Raw genomic sequence first — 20,728 nt, forward strand, 5'->3', positions numbered from 1 at the left:
TAAAAATAAGGTAGAGAAATAGTGACTCAAGAGTCTTTAACATTGGGGTTTTTTGATATTCCTGTTCATGAAGCAGCAGCAGCAGCTGTTTTACGTGTCTTAGAAGCGCATGGTGTCATGGATATAGAGCTGATAACAGGCGAAACTGCAGCTTTGTTTCAAGAGATTCGTGCGGGTGAAATAGACATTTTTGCAACATTATGGACACCAGAAGTACATCGAGATTTATTAAATTCAGCCTCTTCTATGCGTGCTATTGGGAATTTATATCAGCCATTTTTATTTCTTGCCTTATCCAGCAAATTTAAGTCAGAGATAACATCAATCGATCAATTGGCAATGTTGTCGGATATAGATCGAGAAGTGATCGCGTCTGAAATTATTTATGATCGTGTGTTGTCTGCTTTTCAGGCTTATGGATTAATCGATGCGGGATATATACTCAAATCTGCCCCTGACGAAGAAGTTATCAGCCGGTATAGGGATGCGATGACCTCTCAAGAAGCAAAAATTATGGTTTTATATTCGCCGAGTTTTTTAGAAGATTCTGAGATGATTTATAAATTAGACGATCCAAAGAATCTTTTTGGGCAAGAGCAAAAGGCTGTTCTTCTGATTAAGAAACAGTTAATTGATTCTTTAGGAGCTGATTTGATTGATGAACTAGAAGAAATGACCTTGGGCAATCAGGTTATGAAGTTGATGGAACAGGCAATGCGTGTTGATGGAATGGATGCGCATGAAGCCGCAGAAGCCTGGCAACGTGGAAAGTTAGTAGTAAGAGCATAATGACAAAAGAACAGGATCAACAAGATATTAGCTTGGCCGCACAATATGAGGCATATCCTTATCCCGAGCGTAATCCTCTGGATGAAAAAAAGCGTTTATTTCTTGGCAGCCCCAGTCATTTAAATGAAATTGATTATTGGGTCTTTGGTGGTTATCGAAAGATTACAGACCCTTTAAAAATATTGGTTGCAGGATGTGGGACTGGGGATGCTGCCATTATGATGGCTCAACAAATGGCGCGTCAGAATTGTCCTGGCGAGGTTGTTTGTCTTGATCGTGCTGAGCCTGTGTTAAGAATTGTTAAAGAACGTGCAAAAGTACGTGAATTGACAAATCTTCGTTTCGTGCAAGGGTCAATTTTTGATTTACCTGAATTGGGTTTAGGCAAGTTTGATTATATCGATTGTTGTGGTGTATTACACCATTTACCTGATCCTGAAAAAGCATTGCGTATTTTAAAGGGAATGTTGAATATAGGTGGTGGTATTGGTCTGATGGTCTATGCTCCACATGGTCGTACTGGCGTGTATATGTTGCAGGACGCCCTTTCTTACCTTGCCCCTATTGAAGAAAAGCCTGCACAACGTTTGGAGATGGCAAAGCGTATAATGCGTCACCTTCCGCAAACAGCGTGGTTACGTGCAAATTATAATTTTGGCGATCATTTAACAGGTGGAGATGCAGGACTTTACGATTTATTATTAAATCCTAGAGATCGTGCTTATACTGTGGATGCATTATGGGATTTGATCGAAAAAACAGGTTTTGAAATGAATGCTTTTGTAGAACCTGCGCGGTATAACCCTAAATATCTAATTATAGATCCAAAATTTCGTGAAAAAGTCGATCAGATGGATGCTCGCACTCAGGCAATTGTTGCCGAAGGGTTGGCAGGGAATATGGCAACGCACGTTGTTTACATTCGTCGTTCAGAAGATGAGCTTTCTTTTGTTGATCCTATGGATCTCGAATCCATTCCCTTTATGCGAGAAAAACCTGGCGATATTTTAGCAAGTGAAATACTTCCTTCTAACTTATTGCCTTTTGCCTTTGGAACGTTAACTGTAATGATTCCATTGCCAGCACAAGCCAGAGGGTTTTTAGGATTAATTGATGGCAAACGTTCATTGGGTGAAATTATCGAGGTTATTAAAGCCAGAGGGGTTCCAGAGAAAAAGATTTTACCTTTATGGAAAGAAACTTTTGAAAAATTACAGTCAATTAATCAGTTGTTTGTCAGAGTTGCAGAATGACGCAGCAGCCCATTCTCGTTTTCGGCGCAGCTTTAAATGCTGATGGAATTCCTAAACGTGCCTTGATTATGAGAATAGAGGCTGCGATTGCTTATGGAAAGCACTGTGCCTCTCCACTATATATCGTGACGGGTGGGAATCCTCAAAAAGGAATGACTGAGGCTGAGGTGATGAAGCGACTTTTGATAGAGTATGGTGTATCTGAGAAACATATTATTTGTGAGACTCAAGCAAAAAAAACCATTCAATCTGTAGTTTTATGCAGCGCTTTATTAAAAAAATTAGGATTTACACAAAAACAAACGCGTTTGGTTGTTGTTTCAAGTGCTTATCATTTACCTCGATGTTGTTGGTTGCTTATTTTATCAGGGTGGCGCACCCGTTCTGTGGCAGCATCAGGCAATGCTTCTCGAAATTTTTATAAATGCTGGAGCTGGCGTTTACGTGAAATTCCTGCGATAGTGTGGAACAGTTTTCGTATTTTATTCTATTGATTTTGTTTTAATTTATTTATTTTAATGTAGGAATAACCAATGGCAGTGAGTGCTTTTCTTTTCCCTGGTCAGGGTAGTCAATATGTTGGAATGGGGAAAGAGCTTGCCAAAGCATTCCCCGTAGCTCGTGAAGTTTTTGAAGAGTTAGATGAAACATTGAAGCAACCTTTATCAAAAATTATGATGGAGGGACCAGAGGACGAATTAACATTAACGCAGAACACGCAACCTGCTTTGATGGCACATTCAATGGCTGTGATTCGTGTTTTAGAAAAAGAAGCTGGATTAAATCTTGCGCAAAATATTGCTTTTGCTGCGGGACATTCTTTGGGCGAATATTCTGCATTATGTATGGCTGGGGTCTTTGATTTTGCAACGACCGCTGCGTTGTTGCGTGTGCGTGGGGACGCGATGCAAAATGCACTGCCCAAAGGGATGGGCGGAATGGCTGCGTTATTAGGTACCGATATGGTGCAAGCTCAAATGATTTGTCAGCATATTAGCCAACCTGATTCTTTGGTTGCTGTGGCGAATGATAATGGTAATGGGCAAGTGGTGATTTCGGGGCATATGGACGCGATTGATCGGGCAGTTCTTTTTGCTGGAGAGCAAGGCATACGAAGAGTAGTAAAATTATCTGTTTCTGCACCTTTCCATAGTCCTTTAATGGCTTCTGCAGCGATAAGAATGCAAGAAGAACTTGCGAATTCTAGGTTAAAACCTTTTAACTGCTCTGTTTTGGCAAATGTGACGGCTCAACCCTATACCAGCTTGCCAGAGATACAAGAATTGTTGGTTAAACAAGTGACTGCACCTGTACGTTGGGCGGAAACAATGCAATTTATGATCGATAAAGAGGTAGAGGTTTTTTTTGAAATTGGTTCAGGCAAAGTATTATCCAATTTAATGCGCCGAACCGCCAAAGATTGTCAGGTTTATTCTGTCGGAGAGCCTGCTGATATTGATCAATTTGTGACTATTTTTTCGAATTCTAAAAGCGAATCATAAGGAATGAACATGTTTAGATTAGATGGTAAAGTGGCTCTGGTGACTGGGGCTTCTGGTGGTATTGGTCAGGCGATTGCACAAGCATTGATTGCTCAAGGAGCTAAAGTTATTTTATCTGGCACCAGAGAAAATGTACTTCTTGAAGTGCAGGAAAAATTAGGTGGCGAAGAAAAAGCCAAGATTCAGGTAGCGAATTTGACCGATTCTGAATCTGTGGCAGCATTGATTTCCAGTTCAGAAGAGCATTTCGGAGCACCTATTGATATTTTGGTGAATAATGCGGGATTAACGCGTGACACATTAGCCTTGAGAATGAAAGATTCAGATTGGCAAACGGTGTTGGATGTTGATCTTTCTGTGCCTTTTAAACTGAGTCAGATTGCGATCAAAGGGATGATGCGTCGTCGTTATGGACGTATTATTAATATTGCATCGATTGTGGGTGTCACAGGAAATGCAGGGCAAACGAATTATTCTGCTGCAAAAGCTGGGTTAATTGGGATGAGTAAATCATTGGCATTGGAAATTGCTAGCCGAGGCATTACTGTGAACGTTGTCGCTCCAGGATTTATTGAAACAGCCATGACAGACCAGTTGCCAGAAGCACAAAAAGAAAAATTAATTGATAAAATTCCATGTAACCGTATGGGTAAGGTCGAAGATATTGCAGCAGCTGTGATCTATCTTGCGTCTGATGAAGCGCAATGGGTCACAGGGTCTACGTTGCATGTCAATGGAGGGATGGCAATGATTTAAGCAACGCACTGTTGTAAAAATCATATATTGACGTTATCTTAATAAAGAATTATTTGGTTAATACAAACAAGTATATGTAATTTTAAGTTTGGCTTGGCTATTGCTGATAAATGTGATATGCCCCATGCTAATATATTACAAGATACAGGCTTATTACGTAATAAGCCTTTGAAATATAATAGAGTTAAGATCATTATAGAAATGCTTAGAGCAAGCAGAAGGAATAAAATTAGATGAGCGATATCGCCGATAAAGTAAAAAAAATCGTTGTTGAACATCTTGGTGTTGAAGAAGCCAAAGTAACACCAGAAGCTTCTTTTATTGATGATTTAGGCGCAGATAGCTTAGACACAGTTGAATTAGTGATGGCTTTTGAAGAAGCATTTAGCGTAGAAATCCCAGAAGATTCAGCTGAAAAAATTGCAACTGTTAAAGATGCTATTGACTATATCGAAAAACAAAAGCAATCAGCTTAATTTTGTAAAGACACTTTATATTTAATTTCAAGAGGCACATAGGTTAACCAGATGGCAGAAAATAAATTGATTTGTCAGCGTCGCGTCGTTGTGACTGGTATGGGGATCGTAAGCCCTCTTGGAATTGGTATCGATAATGTATGGAAGCGTCTTGTTGCTGGTGAAAGTGGCATTAATGCTATCAGCAGCTTTGATGCTTCTGGTCTTCCTGCTCGTGTTGCGGGTGAAGTGCCTGCGGGAACGAAGAGTGAAGGCAAATTAGATCTTGCAGAATGGATTCCTGTCAAAGATCAAAAAAAAATGGATCGTTTTATTCATTTAGGTCTTGTTGCGGCGATTCAAGCTGTTGAAGATTCTGGATGGGTGCCACAAGCCGAAGATGAACGTTGCGCCACAGGTGTAATGATTGGTTCAGGTATTGGTGGATTACAAACGATTTATGAAACTTCGGTGAAAGTTCACGAAGGTGAAAGTCGCAAGGTTTCCCCATTTTTTATTCCATCCTCATTAATTAATTTAGTGTCTGGCTATGTTTCGATTAAATATGGCTTCAAAGGACCTAATCATGCAGCTGTAACAGCGTGCGCCTCTGGGGTTCATGCCATTGGTGATGCAACGCGTTTAATTGCGTTGGGTGATGCGGATGTGATGGTTGCTGGTGGTGCCGAAGCCGCAGTCTGTGCCTTGGGGATCGCTGGATTTTCTGCAGCGCGTGCGCTATCTACTGGATTTAATGATACACCAGAAAAGGCTTCTCGTACTTGGGACAAGGATCGTGATGGCTTTGTGATGGGCGAGGGTGCTGGTATTGTCGTTCTTGAAGAATATGAACATGCCAAAGCTCGTGGTGCAAAGATTTATGGGGAAGTTATTGGATATGGAATGTCTGGTGATGCCTATCATATTACAGCACCTGCTGAAGGTCATGATGGTGCTTATCGTGCGATGCGTGCAGCGATTAAAAATGCAGGTGTTGCTGTTGAAGATATTAATTATGTCAATGCACATGGTACATCAACCAAAGCAGATGACCTTGAGCTAGAGGCTGTTGAGCGTTTATTTGGCGATGCTGGTAAAAAATTAGCAATGTCCTCTACCAAAACATCAATTGGTCATTTGTTAGGGGCAGCAGGTGCAGTAGAGGCGATTTTTTCTTTGCTTGCTATTCGTGATAATGTTGTACCCCCTACATTAAATCTTGATAATCCTTCTAAGGAAACAGTTATTGATCGTGTTGCCCATGAGGCACAAAGACGCCAAGTGAATATTGCTCTATCTAATAGTTTTGGATTTGGTGGTACAAATGCTTCTTTGCTGTTCAAAAAGGTTTAAATTTAAAGCTTAAGGATATATCATAATGCGTAAATTCGTCATTCTTTTGGGCGCATTATTGGTTTTCTTTGCTGTTGTTTTTGTGTTTGGAAAAAGTATTTATTCCAGACCTGGAATTTTGGAGGCACAAAAAAATGTTGTGATTCCAAGGGGGAATACAGAAGCAATTTTAAAGCGTTTACAAACAGAGCATGTTATTGGAAATAATTTTCTAGATAAGTTCATATTTCAAATTGCTGCTAAAATAACTGCGAATCAGGGCGCATTGCATGCAGCAGAATTTGCTTTTCCAAGACATGCGTCTATACGTCAAGTTTTACAAATCCTACGTCATGCAAAGCCTGTGCAACATGAACTTACCATTCCTGAAGGCTTAACAAGATATCAAATTGCAAATTTGATTAATCAAGCGCCTTTTTTAACAGGTCAAATAGAGGTTCCTGTAGAGGGAAGCATTTTACCCCAGACTTACGCGTATGAATATGGGTATTCTCGGGAAAAACTATTACAAAGAACGCAAGTGGCGATGCAAAAGACTTTGGATCAAGTGTGGAAAGATCGCCAACCTGTTGCACAGATCAAAACGCCTCAAGAATTATTGATTCTTGCCTCTATTGTAGAAAAAGAAACAGCATTGGGTCGTGAGCGCCCAATGATTGCACGCGTATTTATCAATCGTTTGCAAAAAGATATGCGGTTACAGTCAGATCCAACGGTGATTTATGCATTGACTGATGGTCATGGTAAACTAGACCGACCTTTACTAAGACGGGATTGGGAAGTTGAAAGTCCCTATAATACATATTGGTCAGCTGGTTTGCCTCCAACTCCGATTTGTTCTCCAGGTAAAGCAGCTTTGGAAGCTGTGGCACATCCTGCGGAGGGGAATATGCTGTATTTCGTTGCCAATGGAACGGGTGGGCATAGCTTCTCTAGCACTTTGACCGAACATAACCATAACGTTCAGTCCTACAGAGAAAAAAAATAGCCAAATAAATTGGCTATTCAGTTCGATAAATCATTAGTATTTTTTAGCGGGTGGTGGTGCTAAATTCTCTGATTTAATATTACTATTATTTCCGCTTGGTGCCAGCTGAATGGCTCCAGAATCTATATCACTGTTATCGTCGTCCTGTTGCTTTTTGTTGCTTTTTATATTTGTTTTTTTGGTTGATCCTGTTGCTTCACTGCTTAGTTTCATAAGAATACGGCGCAATGGATCGGCTCCTGAATTATTGACGCGCATTGCAATGACAATATCTTCTGGACCTACAGTTTCATTATAATAATTATGATTTGATTTGCTGTTAATTTTTAATTTAGAACCTTTCAAAGCAGCGCCTGCAAATAATCCAGAACTTTTTTGAATAGTATAAATATTGGATGCGCCGCTATCGGCACTACTATTAGCCGTTGCAGCGGTTGCAGAAGCACTGGCTCCCATTGTAAATTGGCTATCTAATAAGGAACGTAAGCTGGTTTCGTTCATCACAAATAACATGATTTCAGCATTCTCTACGCCTAATTGTATTCCAAAAGATCCGCTGGACATTTTATAAAAAGCGGGGCTAGACCATGATCCTTTGGCATCTCTGGATAGCAACACACAACTTCCCCCTGATCCTCCGAAAACCAAAGAGATTCGAGTTACTGCTGGGCAAATCATAACTGCTCTGGCTTCTTTTAGACGGCTATAAAGATTATTGTCTGTAGAGACATTGCTGTAAATATCTTGGACTGCTAGGGTTGCATGATCGACCAAGGATTGTTCTGATTTTGTACTTGCATGTGCTGCATTGGAAATATTCATCCCAAATGCAGCAGTCATGCAGAGTAAAAAATATTTATAAAATTTCATTTGTTCCATCTGTTAAACATAAAAAAATTTGAAAATAAAAGTATTAAGCAGACTGTAAAGGGATATTGACCGTTTTAGATAGAAGATCGGCTAATCCTGGTGCTGTGGTTAATATGGGAGTCGGCTGATGTAAACCACCATTTTCAAGGAAAGGTGAAGTTTTTGCCCCAGCCTCTTGTAATAAGACAAGTGCGGCAGCTACATCCCATAGATTGATTGCCATTTCAAAGTGCCCGTCTAATCTGCCACTGGCGACGTCGACCAAAGACATTGTTCCAGAACCTAATGTGCGAATCATAGCGCCTGTTTCCAAGATAGCATTGGCGTGCTTTAAGAATTCTTCTCTTTTACTAACATGGCTCCAGCCTAGCTCAACCATTGCAATTTTGGGATCTGTGACAGGAGAGGCATGAATGCGCTGACCATTCATAAAAGCACCATGACCCAGTCTTGCGGTATAGAATTCTTGAACAGGTGGGGCGGCAATAATTCCAAGGATTGGGGTGTTTCCTTCCATCAAACCAAGGGAAACGCACCATCTGTTACGACCTCTGGCGTAATTAGACGTGCCATCAATAGGATCAACGACCCATCTTAATGCACCGGTTCTGGTTTGTCCTTCTTCTTCACCTTGAAAGCCATCTTCTGGAAACAGTTTTTTAATTTCTTGGGAAATGAAAGATTCTACTTTTCCGTCTGTTTCTGTTAACCAGTCTTGAGCATGTTTTAGCGAGCCCTGAGGCCCTCCTGGTGCTGGGCGCATTGCCATAGCCATTTCAGCGGCTTTTTGAACAATAGTTTGTGCAGCGTCAAAGCGATGAGAAAGAGCATCCGTCATAATTAGGTTAACCTCGACAAAGAAATTGTAATTTATATAATACCGATATTAATAATATCTTTTTTGCTGATCGTTAAGAAAATATGCTAAAACTAAATAAGATATATGATTTGTTTTTGAATAAATGATGGCAATATTCGTTTTTTCAGTGTCGATTCTATGCTTTTTAAAGATGGATATCAATAAATATAAAACTCTACATATATAATTTAAAATAATTAAAAATATTTTGGATGGAACAAAATGTCACAAGAATTAAAAGTTATTGCAAAATGTGCTTTGCAATCCGATGCGTGGGAAGTAATTTCTACCGTTGTCAAAGAATGTGTTGCTCAATCACGCAAAGAGGTGGGGAATCGCTTTTATACGGTTCATTTTGAACAAGGGAACCATAATCATATGGTGTTTATAGAACATTGGGACAGTCAATCAGCGCTTGATCTTCATATGAAGACAGAGCATTTCCAAAATTTGGTAAAGAAAGTTACCCCTTACCTAGAGCAACCCATGGAAGTGTCATTGTTGGAAGAAATTAAAGACTAAGAGGATTATTGACGCGTGTCTATCTATGAGACGGATATTTGGCGTGTAGGGATTATTAAATCCCCAATGAAAACAGTTGTCTCCCAAGGGATTCGTGCTGTACATTGGTTGAATAAAGAGCCAAGCTTTCGATTTTTGGCCGACCCTTTTGGATTACATCAGGACAATAAATTCTATATTTTTGCTGAAGGGTACGATTACAAAGATCGTCATGGGCGTATAGAGGTTTTAATCCTTGACGAAGCATTGCATCTTTTGGATAGAACTGTGGTGTTGCAAGAGCCATGGCATTTGTCTTATCCGATGATTATCAAAGATCAAGGACAGATTTATATGCTGCCAGAGGCATATAAGTCGGGCAGAACAACATTGTACAAAGCGAAATGTTTCCCTTATCAATGGGAATCTGTATCAGAGTTTATTTTTCCAGAAATAGCTATTGATCCTAGTGTCTTTTTTCATAATGGTTTATGGTGGATGTTTTATACGCCAGCCGATTCAGGATATAGCCGTCAAAGTGTTTTATCTGTTGCTTATTCTGAGAATTTATTAGGACCTTGGCAGCCACATTCTCAAAACCCTGTTCGTATTACGCCGTCTAGTTCTCGACCTGGTGGAAATGTCTTGGTTACAGATTCCGAGATTTTTTTGCCGACGCAAGATTGCACAATGACCTATGGGGGTGGAATATCTTTTTTAAAGATTAGTCATTTGACCTCAGAAAAATTTGAAGCGCATTGTGTGAAAAAAATTACAGCAGACGCGACGGCTTTTGGATCATATTGTCAAGGAATACATACATTAAGCGCACTAGGAGAGTATACATTAATTGATGCTAAGAGAATGGATCAATCTGTGTTAAAACGATTGAAAATTGATGCTCTGTTTCATTCAAGAAAAAAGTTAGGTGCTTTGTATATGAATGATTGAGGATACTCAAAAATATTCTTGTGATGTTATCGTGGAGAAAATTGTTCCATTCGATCAAAGATTACTCGACCAATCCTATTAAAATGTTCTTCAGAAAAAATATTCATGACGGTCTGTCTTGCAAGTTGACCCATAGGATAAAGTAATTCTGGTTTTTGTAACAGTGTATATAAAGCATTTGCCAATGAAACAGGATCATTTGGTTCAACGGTCAGACCTGTTTGATTTTCTTGAATTGTAAAGGGAATCTCGCCGACTTTACTTGCAATAACGGGCAACCCTGCTGCCATTGCTTCGTGAGCTGCAATGCAAAACCCTTCTGAACGAGAGGGCTGAATATATAAATGATACTGAGCAAGGGTTCGCCCAGTATGAGGCGTAAACCCTGTTAGCTTGATTTGATCTTCTAAATGGTACTGTTGAATTAGCGTTTGCAGTCTTTCATACTCTATACCTTCCCCATAAATGGAAATCTTGTAAGGAGGAACATGAGGATATCGATTCAATAGATGGCATGCTTTAATTAAAACGTCATACCCCTTTACGGGATGCAACCTCCCCATAGAGGTAATTTGAATAATTTGTCCTTGTTCCCATGCATTCGCTTTGGGTGTATCAGGAGATGTTTTAAAAATTGGCCAAGTGATGATGTTTTCATCGGATATTTTAAGGCGCTGTTGCGTTAAATTCGTTACTTTGTTCGAATCACCAATCCATAATTTTGATAAAGAACGTGTCGCTTTTAAAAGTCTTAAATTCCATGGTTTCAGATATGCTGCATGTTGCCAACTGATAACAGGGATATTTAATTGCAATCCAGCCAATTGTCCCAATAATGTAGCTCTGGTTAAAGACGTCCATAAATGTGTTGGCTGATAGGTTCTGAGTTGTTGTTGAAGCCATAAAAAACTCTGAATATGATCTTTTAAACCGCCCTCTCTAACTACAACGGGTAAACATGCTTTATGTATTGCAGGTAATGCTTTACCATCTTTTTGGGCAAGGGTAAAGATTTTGACTTCTGCCCCATAATCCCGCATCAATGATAAAATTGCAGGAATAGGAAAAGCAGCCCCGCCACCTTCCATGGAATTGATGATGTAAGCGATACGCATGAGTATACTAATTTTGCATAAGAATACGAACGATTTTTAAATCTTCAGGTTTATCCACATCAACCGCAGCTTGCCCCCATGGCATTAACACAAAATGTGTTTTGGCTTTGGTGAGTTTGTAGATCCTTTTTTTAAGGGCATTTCTGGTTAAGCATTTTAATAAATATCTTAAAATGATCTTATATCCTAATAAATACCCCATTTTAACGGGTTTCTTACGATGTTTTTCAAGTGTTTGCCATAATCTTGCGACTTGTATGGCTTGAGGGGTTCTGAATAAAAAAAGATTACATCCTGAAAAAGAACCATCAGCAAGATTGATATAAGTCCTGCGTGTATTCGGGACATCAGATTCGATTTGTTCTTTTAATGCAATACCAACAGCAATATCACATTTTGTTAGTTCAGCTTCATTTAAAAAATGGCTGACCCACTCTAGTTGTAATAGGGGATTGTCTGCCGTGGTGACGAGCAATGGTGTCCCAAGTGTTTCAATGGCTTGAATGACACTGTCGCTGGGTCCTAAGGCAGCAGGTAAATATTGAATATATTCAGGAAGTATCTCTTGAACAATGGATTGTTGTTCAATGGTAACGGCAATTTTATTAATAATATTTAGTTTGGATAAGGTTTGGACAACATATTCAATCATAGGTCGTCCTAGAATAGGTAAGATGGCTTTATGAGAAACGTGAGCTTGTTTTGCCAAAGGGTCTTGTTGACCTTCTCTGGAGCCAGCCAGTATCAAAGCATTAACAGATTCACGTTCCATATTATAATCCTAAGCTGCCTTTTGTTCCTGATGTGTAGATGATTTTTTTTGTTCACGAAAATTAGACCCTTCGGGACGATCACGAGGAGGGGATCCAGTTTTCAACATAACCCAAGGATAGCGTTCTGCTTCTTTGATATCATATCCTATGTTGAACACGGTTGGGCTACGAGGGCGGCTTTTCGCATCTGTGTAGAAAGTACCAAAAACTCTATCCCAGAAATAGTTTGTAATGCCGTAGTTACCTTTTTCAAAGTGAAAATGATGCATGATATGTAGCTGTTTGATACGCAATACATAGTGGGACTTTGGTTTATACCCAAGATGTTGAATACAATGAAAAAACTCGTAAAAACAAGCCATGTATATTGCCGTTCCAATGGCAGCAAAAGCACCTGGTACCCCACCAACAGCCAGTCCAATTCCACCGCCCACAATAATGATCGTTGGGATTGTGTTTAAAGGGGAACCAAACAGAACATTCAAAAGATGTGGGTCTTGGTGATGGTCAAAGTGAATCCTTTTCCACAAAGAGGCTGTCCATTTAATTTGGTATAAAAAAGTAGCATGCATAATCCAACGATGGATAATATACCAAATTAAAGGGAAGCCCAAAATCATAACAATAGTTGAAGCCAGGACGGGCATCCATCCTGTGAATGTATAGTAGATACCTACAATACAGGCAAGAATAAGGCTAAAGTAAAGCAAAATGGTGCCGTGTGTTAAATAGGCTACCCACAGTTCCTTTAGATTCATTTTTCCTAAATCATAACTGCGCCCAGAGCGTAGTTCTTGATTGCGCATAATCTGAAAGATAGATTGGCTTTTCATGTTTTTTCTTCAATCATTAAAATAATAGCACTGGCTGCTAAGATAAATATTAACAGTGAGGGAATAACTGCAATAGGCGCTGGTAATGTTCCAGCTTTTCCCAAAGCGCGTAGAACTTCCTGAAAAATAATAAACAACAATCCAGCTCCTAAACAATATACAGGCAACCAGCTTTTTAATCCAGCTCTTGGAGGGATTGAGGTAACGGGGATGGCAATAATTAACATAACGATGAACATAATGGGGATGAATAATCGCGCCCAAATGGTTGTTTTAATCGTATTTGTAGGTACTCGAAATGGCTCTGCTGCATTAGATAGTTGATTTAGCATTGTTTGTAAAGACTGGGGTAGGGAAGGCATGGAAAGTCCTACCAATGCACGTGGTGTTAAAGATGTGTCCCAAATCATCTCTTCGGGTTTGGTCAATTTTGTAAATTCCAAGGGAACGCCAGGCGCAATATGTAATGCTTTGGCATTGGAAAGATTCCATTGTTTGTTGGTATATTGCGCTGTTTCTGCGCTGAAAATAGATTCTAGATGAGACAAATCTTTGCGTTTGTAAATGGTCACCCCTTTGATCATATTGCCACCATAAGCGATATAATCAACACTAATGATATCGAGATTTTGATAGAAATAAAATCCTTTGCCTTTTTCAGGCGTAGGGTCTGTTTTATTCCACCAAATTGCTAAATTTAACTCTGATCTTGGTGTAATTTGGTCATGAAAAATAAAACAAATAACCCCAAGTAATAAGGTTGCAGGCAATAATTTGCTTATAAATCCAACAGAAGATAATCCTGCGGCTTTTAAAATAGTGACCTCATTATTCAATGTCAGTTGCGTCAACATCACAATCGTACCGATTAACATACTCAGGGGTAAAACAGAGCTAAATAATAAAGGTAATCGCAATCCCATATAGTGCGCAATTCCTATCCATCCTAAATGCCTTGCCAGAATAGGAGACATTTGTTCAAGAAGGGTTAATGCTTCCATAATAATGGTAAACAGAACAGCAGTGCCTAAAACGATACTTAATAATCGTAGCGAAAGATAAATAATTAATTGATGTCGCCTAAACATATTGTTCATTATTTACCCATATGCTTTGATGAACGTTTGAATAAGAAAATAAAAAGATACTGTAAATTACCACTTTTAAATAATAATATAGTATAGCACATGATAAAAAATAGAAACAAAGGTATCCATAATGTAATAAAGGCTGAATGATGCCCCGTAGCAACGAGTTCAGTGCCAAATTGTTGGATATGGTCATATGCTAATAACGTGATTGCTGCGATACCTAGTCCCCTGTTACGCTTTTTACGTTTTTTCATAATAGCCAGTCCAGTTGCAAGGATGGGAATACCAAGAATGGATAAAGCCCTGACAAGTCGAAAATGGAATTCTGCTCTCATGTCGGCAATAGAGGTAGAGTTGGTATGGTGGCGTAATTGTTGAAATAATTCTGTAATGGTGAGCTCTCGCTCATCATCCCCGCGTTCACGGAAGGTTACTTTTTTACCTTGCTGTTTTAAGTTTTTTTCAGCTTTCGTAAAGTCAGTAATATTGTTCTTGTTGTTTGAATTTAAAGTCAGATTTTGTCCGTTATACAAATTAAGTTGTATTTTAGAGCGGTTTTGAACTGTATAAAAAGAGCCTGATGCAGCAACGATGATATGTTCAGTGGTTTTGTTTTTAACCTTATCTAGTGCTTTTTGCCGAATAAAGACACCTGATAAATGCGTTCCATGTTCGGTTGCTTTATCAACGACCATGACAAGATTCTCATCAGGTTTGACAATCGTATGGCTTTGTATATTGGGAACCCATCCTGCATGCGAAGCATAAAAGAAAGCAGCCCGAAAATCATATCGTGCATAAGGCTGTATATATCCATATAAAATAATACATAAAATGCTAATGATTATTCCACATATTCTATAAGGGCGTGAATAACGGGATAAGGAAATGCCAGAGCTAAGCAACGCCTCAATTTCACTATTAAGGCTCATTTGTCTTACGCTGGCAAAAATCGCTACGCAAAATGCTGCAGGAATAGCCAGCCCCAGATAATGTGGTACAAGATCCGTCAGAAGTCCCAAAAAGGTACTAAGGGGGCTGTTATCCGCAGCAAGTAAATCAAGTAATACCAATAAACGCTCTAGCATCAGAGCTGCGAGGATAATCCCAAGAGCGATAAAAAAAGTTGGTAGTGCCAAAGATAAGCAATAATGATCCAACGTTCCTGGAAGTAGGTAAGACCAAAATTTTTTCTTGTGGTGAGAAGGGAGTTTATTATTTGACAAGGCAGGAAACTAAGGTTTGTGGTTTAGATAAAAAGAAGATCTTTCGATAAATTGTTGTTGTTTATCTAAAGTTCTTACTGAAAAATTAACATGTAACATATCTTCTTGTGATTCCAGTGTGATTTTACGCCATGCTGCTTGTCTTTGTATTCGAACAGCATTGGATGACGCAGAGGCGATCCCCAACATTGGAATATTGGTATGTAGGAATTTTGTTGTTGTTGTCTTATGCGTGTGACCATATAAAATCATTTCAGCACCTTCTTCGCTCAGAATCTTTTTTAATTCTTTTCTATTTCTGAGCGCTTTTCTTTCTTTGGTAATTCCAGAAACAGGAGGATGATGTAACATCACGATTCGAAAGAGTTTCTCTTTTTTTGCTTTGTGTAATGCTTCTTTTATTCGTTCCAATTGGTCGCGATCAATATAACCGCTGGCAAAAAAGGGTAGTGTTGGCACGCCCGTTGAAATACCGATAATTGCAGCCGTGTCTGTTTTGGTAACAATCGGATAGTCTTCTTGGGCATAGGCTTTGGTCCAAGGCGTCCAATAAGCATGTGTATTATACCATTGTGTTTTGACCAAACAGTCATGGTTGCCTGGAACAACGCGAATATTTGGAAAAGGGAGTTGATGTAACCATTCAGCTGCTTGTTTGAATTCTTCTGGTAAGGCAAGATTAGTTAAATCCCCTGAAATCAATACAAGGTCAGGGGAATGGGCAATCATATCTTGAATTATTAAATCCAGATTCTTTTTTTGCAAGATCAGACGCCTTTTTTTCCATGACAGAAAACTCAGAAAACGTTTATTGCAAAGAGATAGCTTCGAAAATTGAATAGTTTCTAGTGGTAAGTGAATGTCAGAAATATGAGCAATCGTAAAACGTTTCAAAAGTAACTATCCTTTAGCTGATGATCTTTGTTTTATGATAATATATAAGTATGGCAGAATATAGTTGATTTTTTTATTGTTTTTTTCATAAAAGACAAGAGAAGTATATAAAATATTAGGTTTTTATTACAAATCTTCTTTTTGAAAAATAAGTTATATAGAATCTTGGAAACCGTTTGTGATACAAAATATTGCTTTGATTAAAAATCCAACCAGTCGGTTAAATCAAAATGAGAAAGAAAATGCAGACTTTACCAAGTTTGCATCAGAATGGCTCGGCAGTCGATATTGCATGCCTGACACGATCGAAAAGCTGAATCAAATGATGGTTCACTATGCTGCAGAGAACGTCGAATGCATTATCGTTGATGGGGGTGATGGAACAATCAGTCAAGTGATGACTGGTATCTATCACGCTTACGATTCGGATAAAATGCCCAAATTGGTTATTTTACCGTCTGGCAATACAAATTTAATTGCCAAGGATATTGGTTTTGGTGTGCGTGGCGTTCAAGCATTACAAAGGGTCAAAATCCTGCACGAAAGGCAACGGTTAATCAATTCGGTTCAACACCGACATGCTTTAAAAATTGAATGGTCGGACACTTCTAAAACTCCTATCCTAGGAATGTTCGCAGGTGCAGCAGCATTTACAAGAGCGATCAATATTGCCCACAATCCAACAATTCTTAAAAATTTTGCTCATGATTGGGCGGTTGGAATTACGATTATCTTTGCTTTATTAAAGTTACTATCACCTCAAACAAGAGAATTGTGGTTAAAGGGCGAAAAGTGTGAATTACAATATGATCAGCAAAAAATTGTATCAGAAAATAGCTTTCTCTTTTTAGCAACGACATTACAGAGCTTGTCCAGCGGTATGTGGCCTTTTTGGGGGGGGACGCATGACGATCAACGGCTGCATTATTTAAATATAGGTCCATACCCTTCAAAATTGCTTTCTGCTTGCTGGAATTTGTTGCGTGGTAAAGCCCCTTTATGGTTGCGTAACCATCCGTCTTATCACAGTGGAATCGCACAAAAAATCTCAATGAAAATTCAAAAAGAAATCATTCTTGATGGAGAGCATTACGATACAGGTAGTGACTATCAAGTATATTTATCTGTCGGTCCAGAATTTTCTTTTGTTCGTTTATAATGGTTGTTCATGGTGCTTAGTGATCTTTTAAAATCTTCTTTTCAAACTGCAGATGTTCCCCAATCTGTTTTTGAGTTCATCCAATCAATTTTAAAAGGCAGAAACCCGATTGGTGTGATCTACTATGGTTCAAGTTTATGGAAACAGGATTTATCGGGGTTATTGGATTTTTATATTGTTTGTGAAGATTTATCTGACTGGTATCAGGGTAAAACAGGGTATTATTTAGCAAACAAATTATTACCTCCTAATATCGAATATCATGAATTTACACATAGAGAAATTTCTTTTAGAGCCAAAGTTGCGATCTTATCATTAGAACAATTAAGACGGGCAACAGGATTGCAGTCTATTGATACAACAATGTGGGCGCGTTTTTGCCAACCAGTCAAAGTCTTGTGGGTCAGAGATCAATCTGCATATCAAGATATTTTCCGTTGTTTAGTCAGAGCAGTGACAACAGCATCTTGGTGGGCGGCTTCTCTCGGTTCTAAAGAGGGACGCGGTGAGGATTTTTGGTGTAATTTATTTGCCCATACATATCGTGCAGAATTAAGAGTAGAAACAAAGAATCGTCCAATGTCTATTTTAGAAAATAGAGAGGATTACTTTACTCAGTTATTAGAATCAGCATGGCATGGACTAGGGGTTTCTTTTTCAAAAACGCAAGATAATTGTTTCATTGTTAATTTATCAAATAGAGAACGTACAAACGCTCAAAAAAAATGGAAATTACGACAATGGTTAGGTCGTCCCCTCAATATTGCTCGATTAACTAAAGCAGCATTTACATTTCGTGGCGGGGCTGACTATATTGCATGGAAGATTAATAGGCACCAAGGGATAGAGCTTCATTTGACAGCATTTCAAAAAAAGCATCCCTTGATAAATGCACCCTGGATTTTGATTAAACTCTATCGCCATGGTGTTTTTAAAAATTAGTTAATTTTTTAAATTTAGACCAATATCTTGTGCTGCTTGAATATAAATTTGCACAAGTTTATCGATTTGTTCTGTTGTATGTGCAGCAGCGATGCTGGCGCGTAATAATGGACGATTATCTGGTGTTGCAGGCGGTACGCTAAGATTAATATAGGCTCCCAATTCCAGAACACGATTCCAAAACTGTGACGCTTGAGGTAAATCCTCTAAAATAACAGAAATAACCGAGCTGATGTCGGGACCAGTTGTGAAACCAGCACTTTGAAGTGCATGGTAAAAACGGGAGGCATTATCCATTAATTTATGAATTAATTCTGGATGATTTTTTATAATCTCTAAGTTTGCCTTTGTTGCAGCAATGACTTCTGGTGGTAAAGACGCTGTGAACATATAAGGTCTTGTGCAAAGTCGTAATAAATCCATCTGAGGATGATCCGAAACACAATACCCCCCTACAGTTCCTAGGCTTTTAGAAAAAGTTCCAACCGTAAAGTCAATATCTGCTTCAACCTGATCTCGTTCCGCTATTCCACGACCATGTTCACCAAAAATACCAAAAGAATGTGCTTCATCAATCATTAGATAAGCATTTTCTTCTTTTTTAACCTGAACAAATTCTTTAAGAGGAATAATATCCCCAAACATTGAATAGACACCTTCGACAACAATCAGCTTATTGCCAGGAATATCACCGAGTCGACGCAAACGTTTGCGTAAATCATCTGCATCATTATGACGGAAACGAATGATTTGAGCTTGGCTCATTCGGCTACCATCATAAATACTGGCATGACAATCCGCATCTAAGAATAGATAATCATCTTTACCCGCCAGTGTGGAGACCATTCCTAATGTTGCTTGATATCCAGTAGAGAATACCATACAAGAACGACGATTAAAGAATTTAGCCAAATCCTGTTCAAGCTCTTGATGTAAAGAATAAGTACCATTGGCGATTCGTGAGCCTGTTGTTCCCACTCCATATTGCATGGCGGCTTCCGCTGCGGCATGACGTGCAGCATCAGATTGGCTGAGACCTAGATAATTATTGGTTCCAAACAATAATGTTTCTTGACCATTAATAACACCAACTGTTGCAGAGATCATTTTCTCAATAGTTGTTCCAAACGGATTATGTTTAGAAATAGACATTAATTGCTCAAAAGCATTATCAAGAGTTTTAAATTTGGTAAATATATCCATAAGAATTGAACTTTTTACTTTAAAGAAATAATAGCTTCAGCAAGGTCATGAATCGTGCGTACGTCTGTTAAACGATCCAATGGAACAGAGACGTCTAACTTGTCTTCGATTTCCATAACAAAATTCATAACAGCCAAAGAATCGAATTCTAGATCTTCGATAATTTTGCTGTTTGGCGTGATATTACGTGGAACTTTTGGATTTTCTAGAAGTGTTTCTATAATTGTTTGAGAAACACTTTCGATTGTGTCGGTCATATTGGTGTAACCTTCTAAATTAGATTGGTTTGATATTGGCTGATTATAAATCTTTACAATCAGCCATTTTGATCAAAAGTTTAGAAATAAGATATTCTAATTAACAATGAAGCTCAAGATTTCTATTACAGCAAAACCTTATTTATATGTCTATGTGCTAAGATTAAACTCACCATTAAGCAGCATTTTTCTTGCACGTGCCCTTGTCAATTTCCCCGAAGATGTTTGTGGTAAACTATGGGGAGGTACTAAGATCACAGACACTTCGACCCCGTGTTGACGACGAAATAAATTGGTCATTTCTTCTTGTAAAGTTTGACGTTCTTGTGGATCAAGAAAACGGCATTGTACAAGCGCAACAATTGCTTCATGTTCGTCTGTATCAATAGAAAATACTGCAACATCGCGGCTTCTGAGGGCGTTGAAATGATGCTCAGCAGACCATTCTAAATCTTGAGGCCAAATATTACGACCATTGATAATAATTAAATCTTTTTCACGACCTGTAATAACGATCTCATTATTTAACATATAACCAAGATCGCCTGTCCTTAACCAACCATCTTCGCTAAGAACATTTTTGGTTTCTTCTTCTTGACGAAAATATTCTTTCATCAGGCTAGGACCACGAACATAAACGCTGCCAACATGACGTTCAGGCACAATATTTCCTTCCTCATCACGAATTTCTATTTCATGACCAGGTAAAATAGGACCACATAGTGTAAAGGTACGTGAGTTAACATTAGGATCATCGCAAGGTTTAGCAATTCCGTCTGTTTCTAAAATATGTAGATCAACGGTATCTGTTTTAACCCCTGTATTAAGTGGCGCAAAGCTTAATGCTAAAGTTGCTTCAGCCATACCGTAGCTTGCGACAAATGCTTTTTTGTCAAAACCATATTGAGCATACTGTTCTGCAAATTGTTCTAAAATATGAGAACGAATCATATCCCCA

General features: G+C 38.7%; 23 protein-coding genes (1 of these 23 cut by a window edge). 12 read left to right on the forward strand and 11 right to left on the reverse strand.

Annotated elements, in window-relative coordinates:
• The first annotated feature begins 21 nt into the window (after positions 1 to 21).
• The 8 genes from QJV33_RS06645 to mltG all read left to right on the forward strand — a co-directional run bounded on the left by QJV33_RS06645 (position 22) and on the right by mltG (position 7,096).
• A complete protein-coding gene (locus tag QJV33_RS06645; RefSeq protein WP_281462589.1) occupies positions 22 to 789 on the forward strand; it encodes a glycine betaine ABC transporter substrate-binding protein in 768 nt (255 codons plus the stop codon).
• Complete coding sequence (locus tag QJV33_RS06650; protein ID WP_281462590.1) at positions 789 to 2,042, forward strand: class I SAM-dependent methyltransferase; 1,254 nt, start codon at positions 789 to 791, stop codon at positions 2,040 to 2,042. Before QJV33_RS06645 ends, QJV33_RS06650 begins: the two co-directional genes overlap by 1 nt.
• Positions 2,039 to 2,536: a YdcF family protein gene (locus QJV33_RS06655; RefSeq protein WP_281462591.1), complete on the forward strand. Its 498-nt coding sequence runs from the start codon at positions 2,039 to 2,041 to the stop codon at positions 2,534 to 2,536. Before QJV33_RS06650 ends, QJV33_RS06655 begins: the two co-directional genes overlap by 4 nt.
• 39 nt (positions 2,537 to 2,575) lie before the next feature.
• Complete coding sequence (fabD, locus tag QJV33_RS06660; protein WP_281462592.1) at positions 2,576 to 3,544, forward strand: ACP S-malonyltransferase; 969 nt, start codon at positions 2,576 to 2,578, stop codon at positions 3,542 to 3,544.
• A gap of 9 nt (positions 3,545 to 3,553) precedes the next feature.
• Positions 3,554 to 4,300 (forward strand): 3-oxoacyl-[acyl-carrier-protein] reductase, encoded by a 747-nt coding sequence (gene fabG, locus QJV33_RS06665; protein ID WP_281462593.1) that lies wholly within the window; start codon positions 3,554 to 3,556, stop codon positions 4,298 to 4,300.
• 233 nt (positions 4,301 to 4,533) lie between these two features.
• Positions 4,534 to 4,776 carry an acyl carrier protein gene (locus tag QJV33_RS06670; RefSeq protein ID WP_271789557.1) on the forward strand — a complete coding sequence of 81 codons (243 nt, stop codon included), beginning with the start codon at positions 4,534 to 4,536 and terminating at the stop codon, positions 4,774 to 4,776.
• A gap of 51 nt (positions 4,777 to 4,827) precedes the next feature.
• Positions 4,828 to 6,108 carry a beta-ketoacyl-ACP synthase II gene (fabF, locus tag QJV33_RS06675; RefSeq protein WP_281462594.1) on the forward strand — a complete coding sequence of 427 codons (1,281 nt, stop codon included), beginning with the start codon at positions 4,828 to 4,830 and terminating at the stop codon, positions 6,106 to 6,108.
• A gap of 25 nt (positions 6,109 to 6,133) precedes the next feature.
• Entirely contained in the window at positions 6,134 to 7,096 is a 963-nt protein-coding gene (gene mltG, locus QJV33_RS06680; protein ID WP_281462595.1) for an endolytic transglycosylase MltG, read from the forward strand.
• 33 nt (positions 7,097 to 7,129) lie between these two features.
• On the opposite strand, the gene QJV33_RS06685 is transcribed toward mltG, so the two are convergent.
• Positions 7,130 to 7,966 (reverse strand): lipid-binding SYLF domain-containing protein, encoded by an 837-nt coding sequence (locus QJV33_RS06685; RefSeq protein ID WP_281462596.1) that lies wholly within the window; start codon positions 7,964 to 7,966, stop codon positions 7,130 to 7,132.
• Between the two features lie 43 nt (positions 7,967 to 8,009).
• The gene (locus tag QJV33_RS06690) at positions 8,010 to 8,804 is read right to left on the reverse strand and encodes an inositol monophosphatase family protein (RefSeq protein ID WP_281462597.1); all 795 of its coding nucleotides are present in this window, start codon (positions 8,802 to 8,804) and stop codon (positions 8,010 to 8,012) included.
• Positions 8,805 to 9,047: 243 nt separating this feature from the next.
• Here QJV33_RS06690 and QJV33_RS06695 point away from each other — a divergent pair, with 243 nt between their 5' ends.
• Together QJV33_RS06695 and QJV33_RS06700 are read left to right on the forward strand one after the other, a co-directional pair.
• The gene (locus tag QJV33_RS06695) at positions 9,048 to 9,347 is read left to right on the forward strand and encodes a putative quinol monooxygenase (protein ID WP_281462598.1); all 300 of its coding nucleotides are present in this window, start codon (positions 9,048 to 9,050) and stop codon (positions 9,345 to 9,347) included.
• A 15-nt stretch (positions 9,348 to 9,362) separates the two neighbouring features.
• Positions 9,363 to 10,277, forward strand: a complete 915-nt coding sequence (locus QJV33_RS06700) for a glucosamine inositolphosphorylceramide transferase family protein (RefSeq protein WP_281462599.1) — start codon at positions 9,363 to 9,365, stop codon at positions 10,275 to 10,277.
• Between the two features lie 26 nt (positions 10,278 to 10,303).
• Here the strand turns inward: QJV33_RS06700 and QJV33_RS06705 are convergent, their stop codons facing one another.
• The 6 genes from QJV33_RS06705 to QJV33_RS06730 are packed head-to-tail and all read right to left on the reverse strand — an operon-like array spanning position 10,304 to position 16,209.
• A complete protein-coding gene (locus tag QJV33_RS06705; RefSeq protein WP_281462600.1) occupies positions 10,304 to 11,392 on the reverse strand; it encodes a glycosyltransferase in 1,089 nt (362 codons plus the stop codon).
• Between the two features lie 7 nt (positions 11,393 to 11,399).
• Positions 11,400 to 12,164, reverse strand: coding sequence for a nucleotidyltransferase family protein (locus tag QJV33_RS06710; RefSeq protein WP_281462601.1), 765 nt, complete (start codon positions 12,162 to 12,164; stop codon positions 11,400 to 11,402).
• A 9-nt stretch (positions 12,165 to 12,173) separates the two neighbouring features.
• A complete protein-coding gene (locus QJV33_RS06715) occupies positions 12,174 to 12,998 on the reverse strand; it encodes a sterol desaturase family protein (protein WP_281462602.1) in 825 nt (274 codons plus the stop codon).
• Positions 12,995 to 14,095 carry an LptF/LptG family permease gene (locus QJV33_RS06720; RefSeq protein WP_281462603.1) on the reverse strand — a complete coding sequence of 367 codons (1,101 nt, stop codon included), beginning with the start codon at positions 14,093 to 14,095 and terminating at the stop codon, positions 12,995 to 12,997. The genes QJV33_RS06715 and QJV33_RS06720 overlap by 4 nt, the downstream gene beginning before the upstream one ends.
• On the reverse strand, positions 14,095 to 15,315 hold the full coding sequence (locus QJV33_RS06725) for an LptF/LptG family permease (RefSeq protein WP_281462604.1): 1,221 nt from the start codon (positions 15,313 to 15,315) through the stop codon (positions 14,095 to 14,097). Before QJV33_RS06725 ends, QJV33_RS06720 begins: the two co-directional genes overlap by 1 nt.
• 9 nt (positions 15,316 to 15,324) lie before the next feature.
• Positions 15,325 to 16,209, reverse strand: a complete 885-nt coding sequence (locus QJV33_RS06730) for a metallophosphoesterase family protein (protein WP_281462605.1) — start codon at positions 16,207 to 16,209, stop codon at positions 15,325 to 15,327.
• A gap of 178 nt (positions 16,210 to 16,387) precedes the next feature.
• Between QJV33_RS06730 and QJV33_RS06735 the strand changes: the two genes are divergently transcribed.
• Both QJV33_RS06735 and QJV33_RS06740 read left to right on the forward strand, forming a co-directional pair.
• Positions 16,388 to 17,368, forward strand: coding sequence for a diacylglycerol/lipid kinase family protein (locus QJV33_RS06735; RefSeq protein ID WP_281462606.1), 981 nt, complete (start codon positions 16,388 to 16,390; stop codon positions 17,366 to 17,368).
• A gap of 9 nt (positions 17,369 to 17,377) precedes the next feature.
• Positions 17,378 to 18,310, forward strand: a complete 933-nt coding sequence (locus QJV33_RS06740; RefSeq protein ID WP_281462607.1) for a hypothetical protein — start codon at positions 17,378 to 17,380, stop codon at positions 18,308 to 18,310.
• On the opposite strand, the gene spt is transcribed toward QJV33_RS06740, so the two are convergent.
• From spt to QJV33_RS06755, 3 genes are all read right to left on the reverse strand, one after another.
• A complete protein-coding gene (gene spt, locus QJV33_RS06745; protein ID WP_281462608.1) occupies positions 18,311 to 19,513 on the reverse strand; it encodes a serine palmitoyltransferase in 1,203 nt (400 codons plus the stop codon). It lies immediately after the preceding gene.
• A 14-nt stretch (positions 19,514 to 19,527) separates the two neighbouring features.
• The gene (locus QJV33_RS06750; RefSeq protein WP_281462609.1) at positions 19,528 to 19,770 is read right to left on the reverse strand and encodes an acyl carrier protein; all 243 of its coding nucleotides are present in this window, start codon (positions 19,768 to 19,770) and stop codon (positions 19,528 to 19,530) included.
• A 150-nt stretch (positions 19,771 to 19,920) separates the two neighbouring features.
• Positions 19,921 to 20,728: the end of a fatty acyl-AMP ligase gene (locus QJV33_RS06755; RefSeq protein WP_281462610.1), read on the reverse strand. It continues 926 nt past the right edge of the window; the window shows 808 of its 1,734 coding nt (coding positions 927-1,734); the start codon falls outside the window, past its right edge; the stop codon is at positions 19,921 to 19,923.

Source organism: Commensalibacter nepenthis, assembly GCF_029953305.1.
Classification (GTDB): domain Bacteria; phylum Pseudomonadota; class Alphaproteobacteria; order Acetobacterales; family Acetobacteraceae; genus Commensalibacter; species Commensalibacter nepenthis.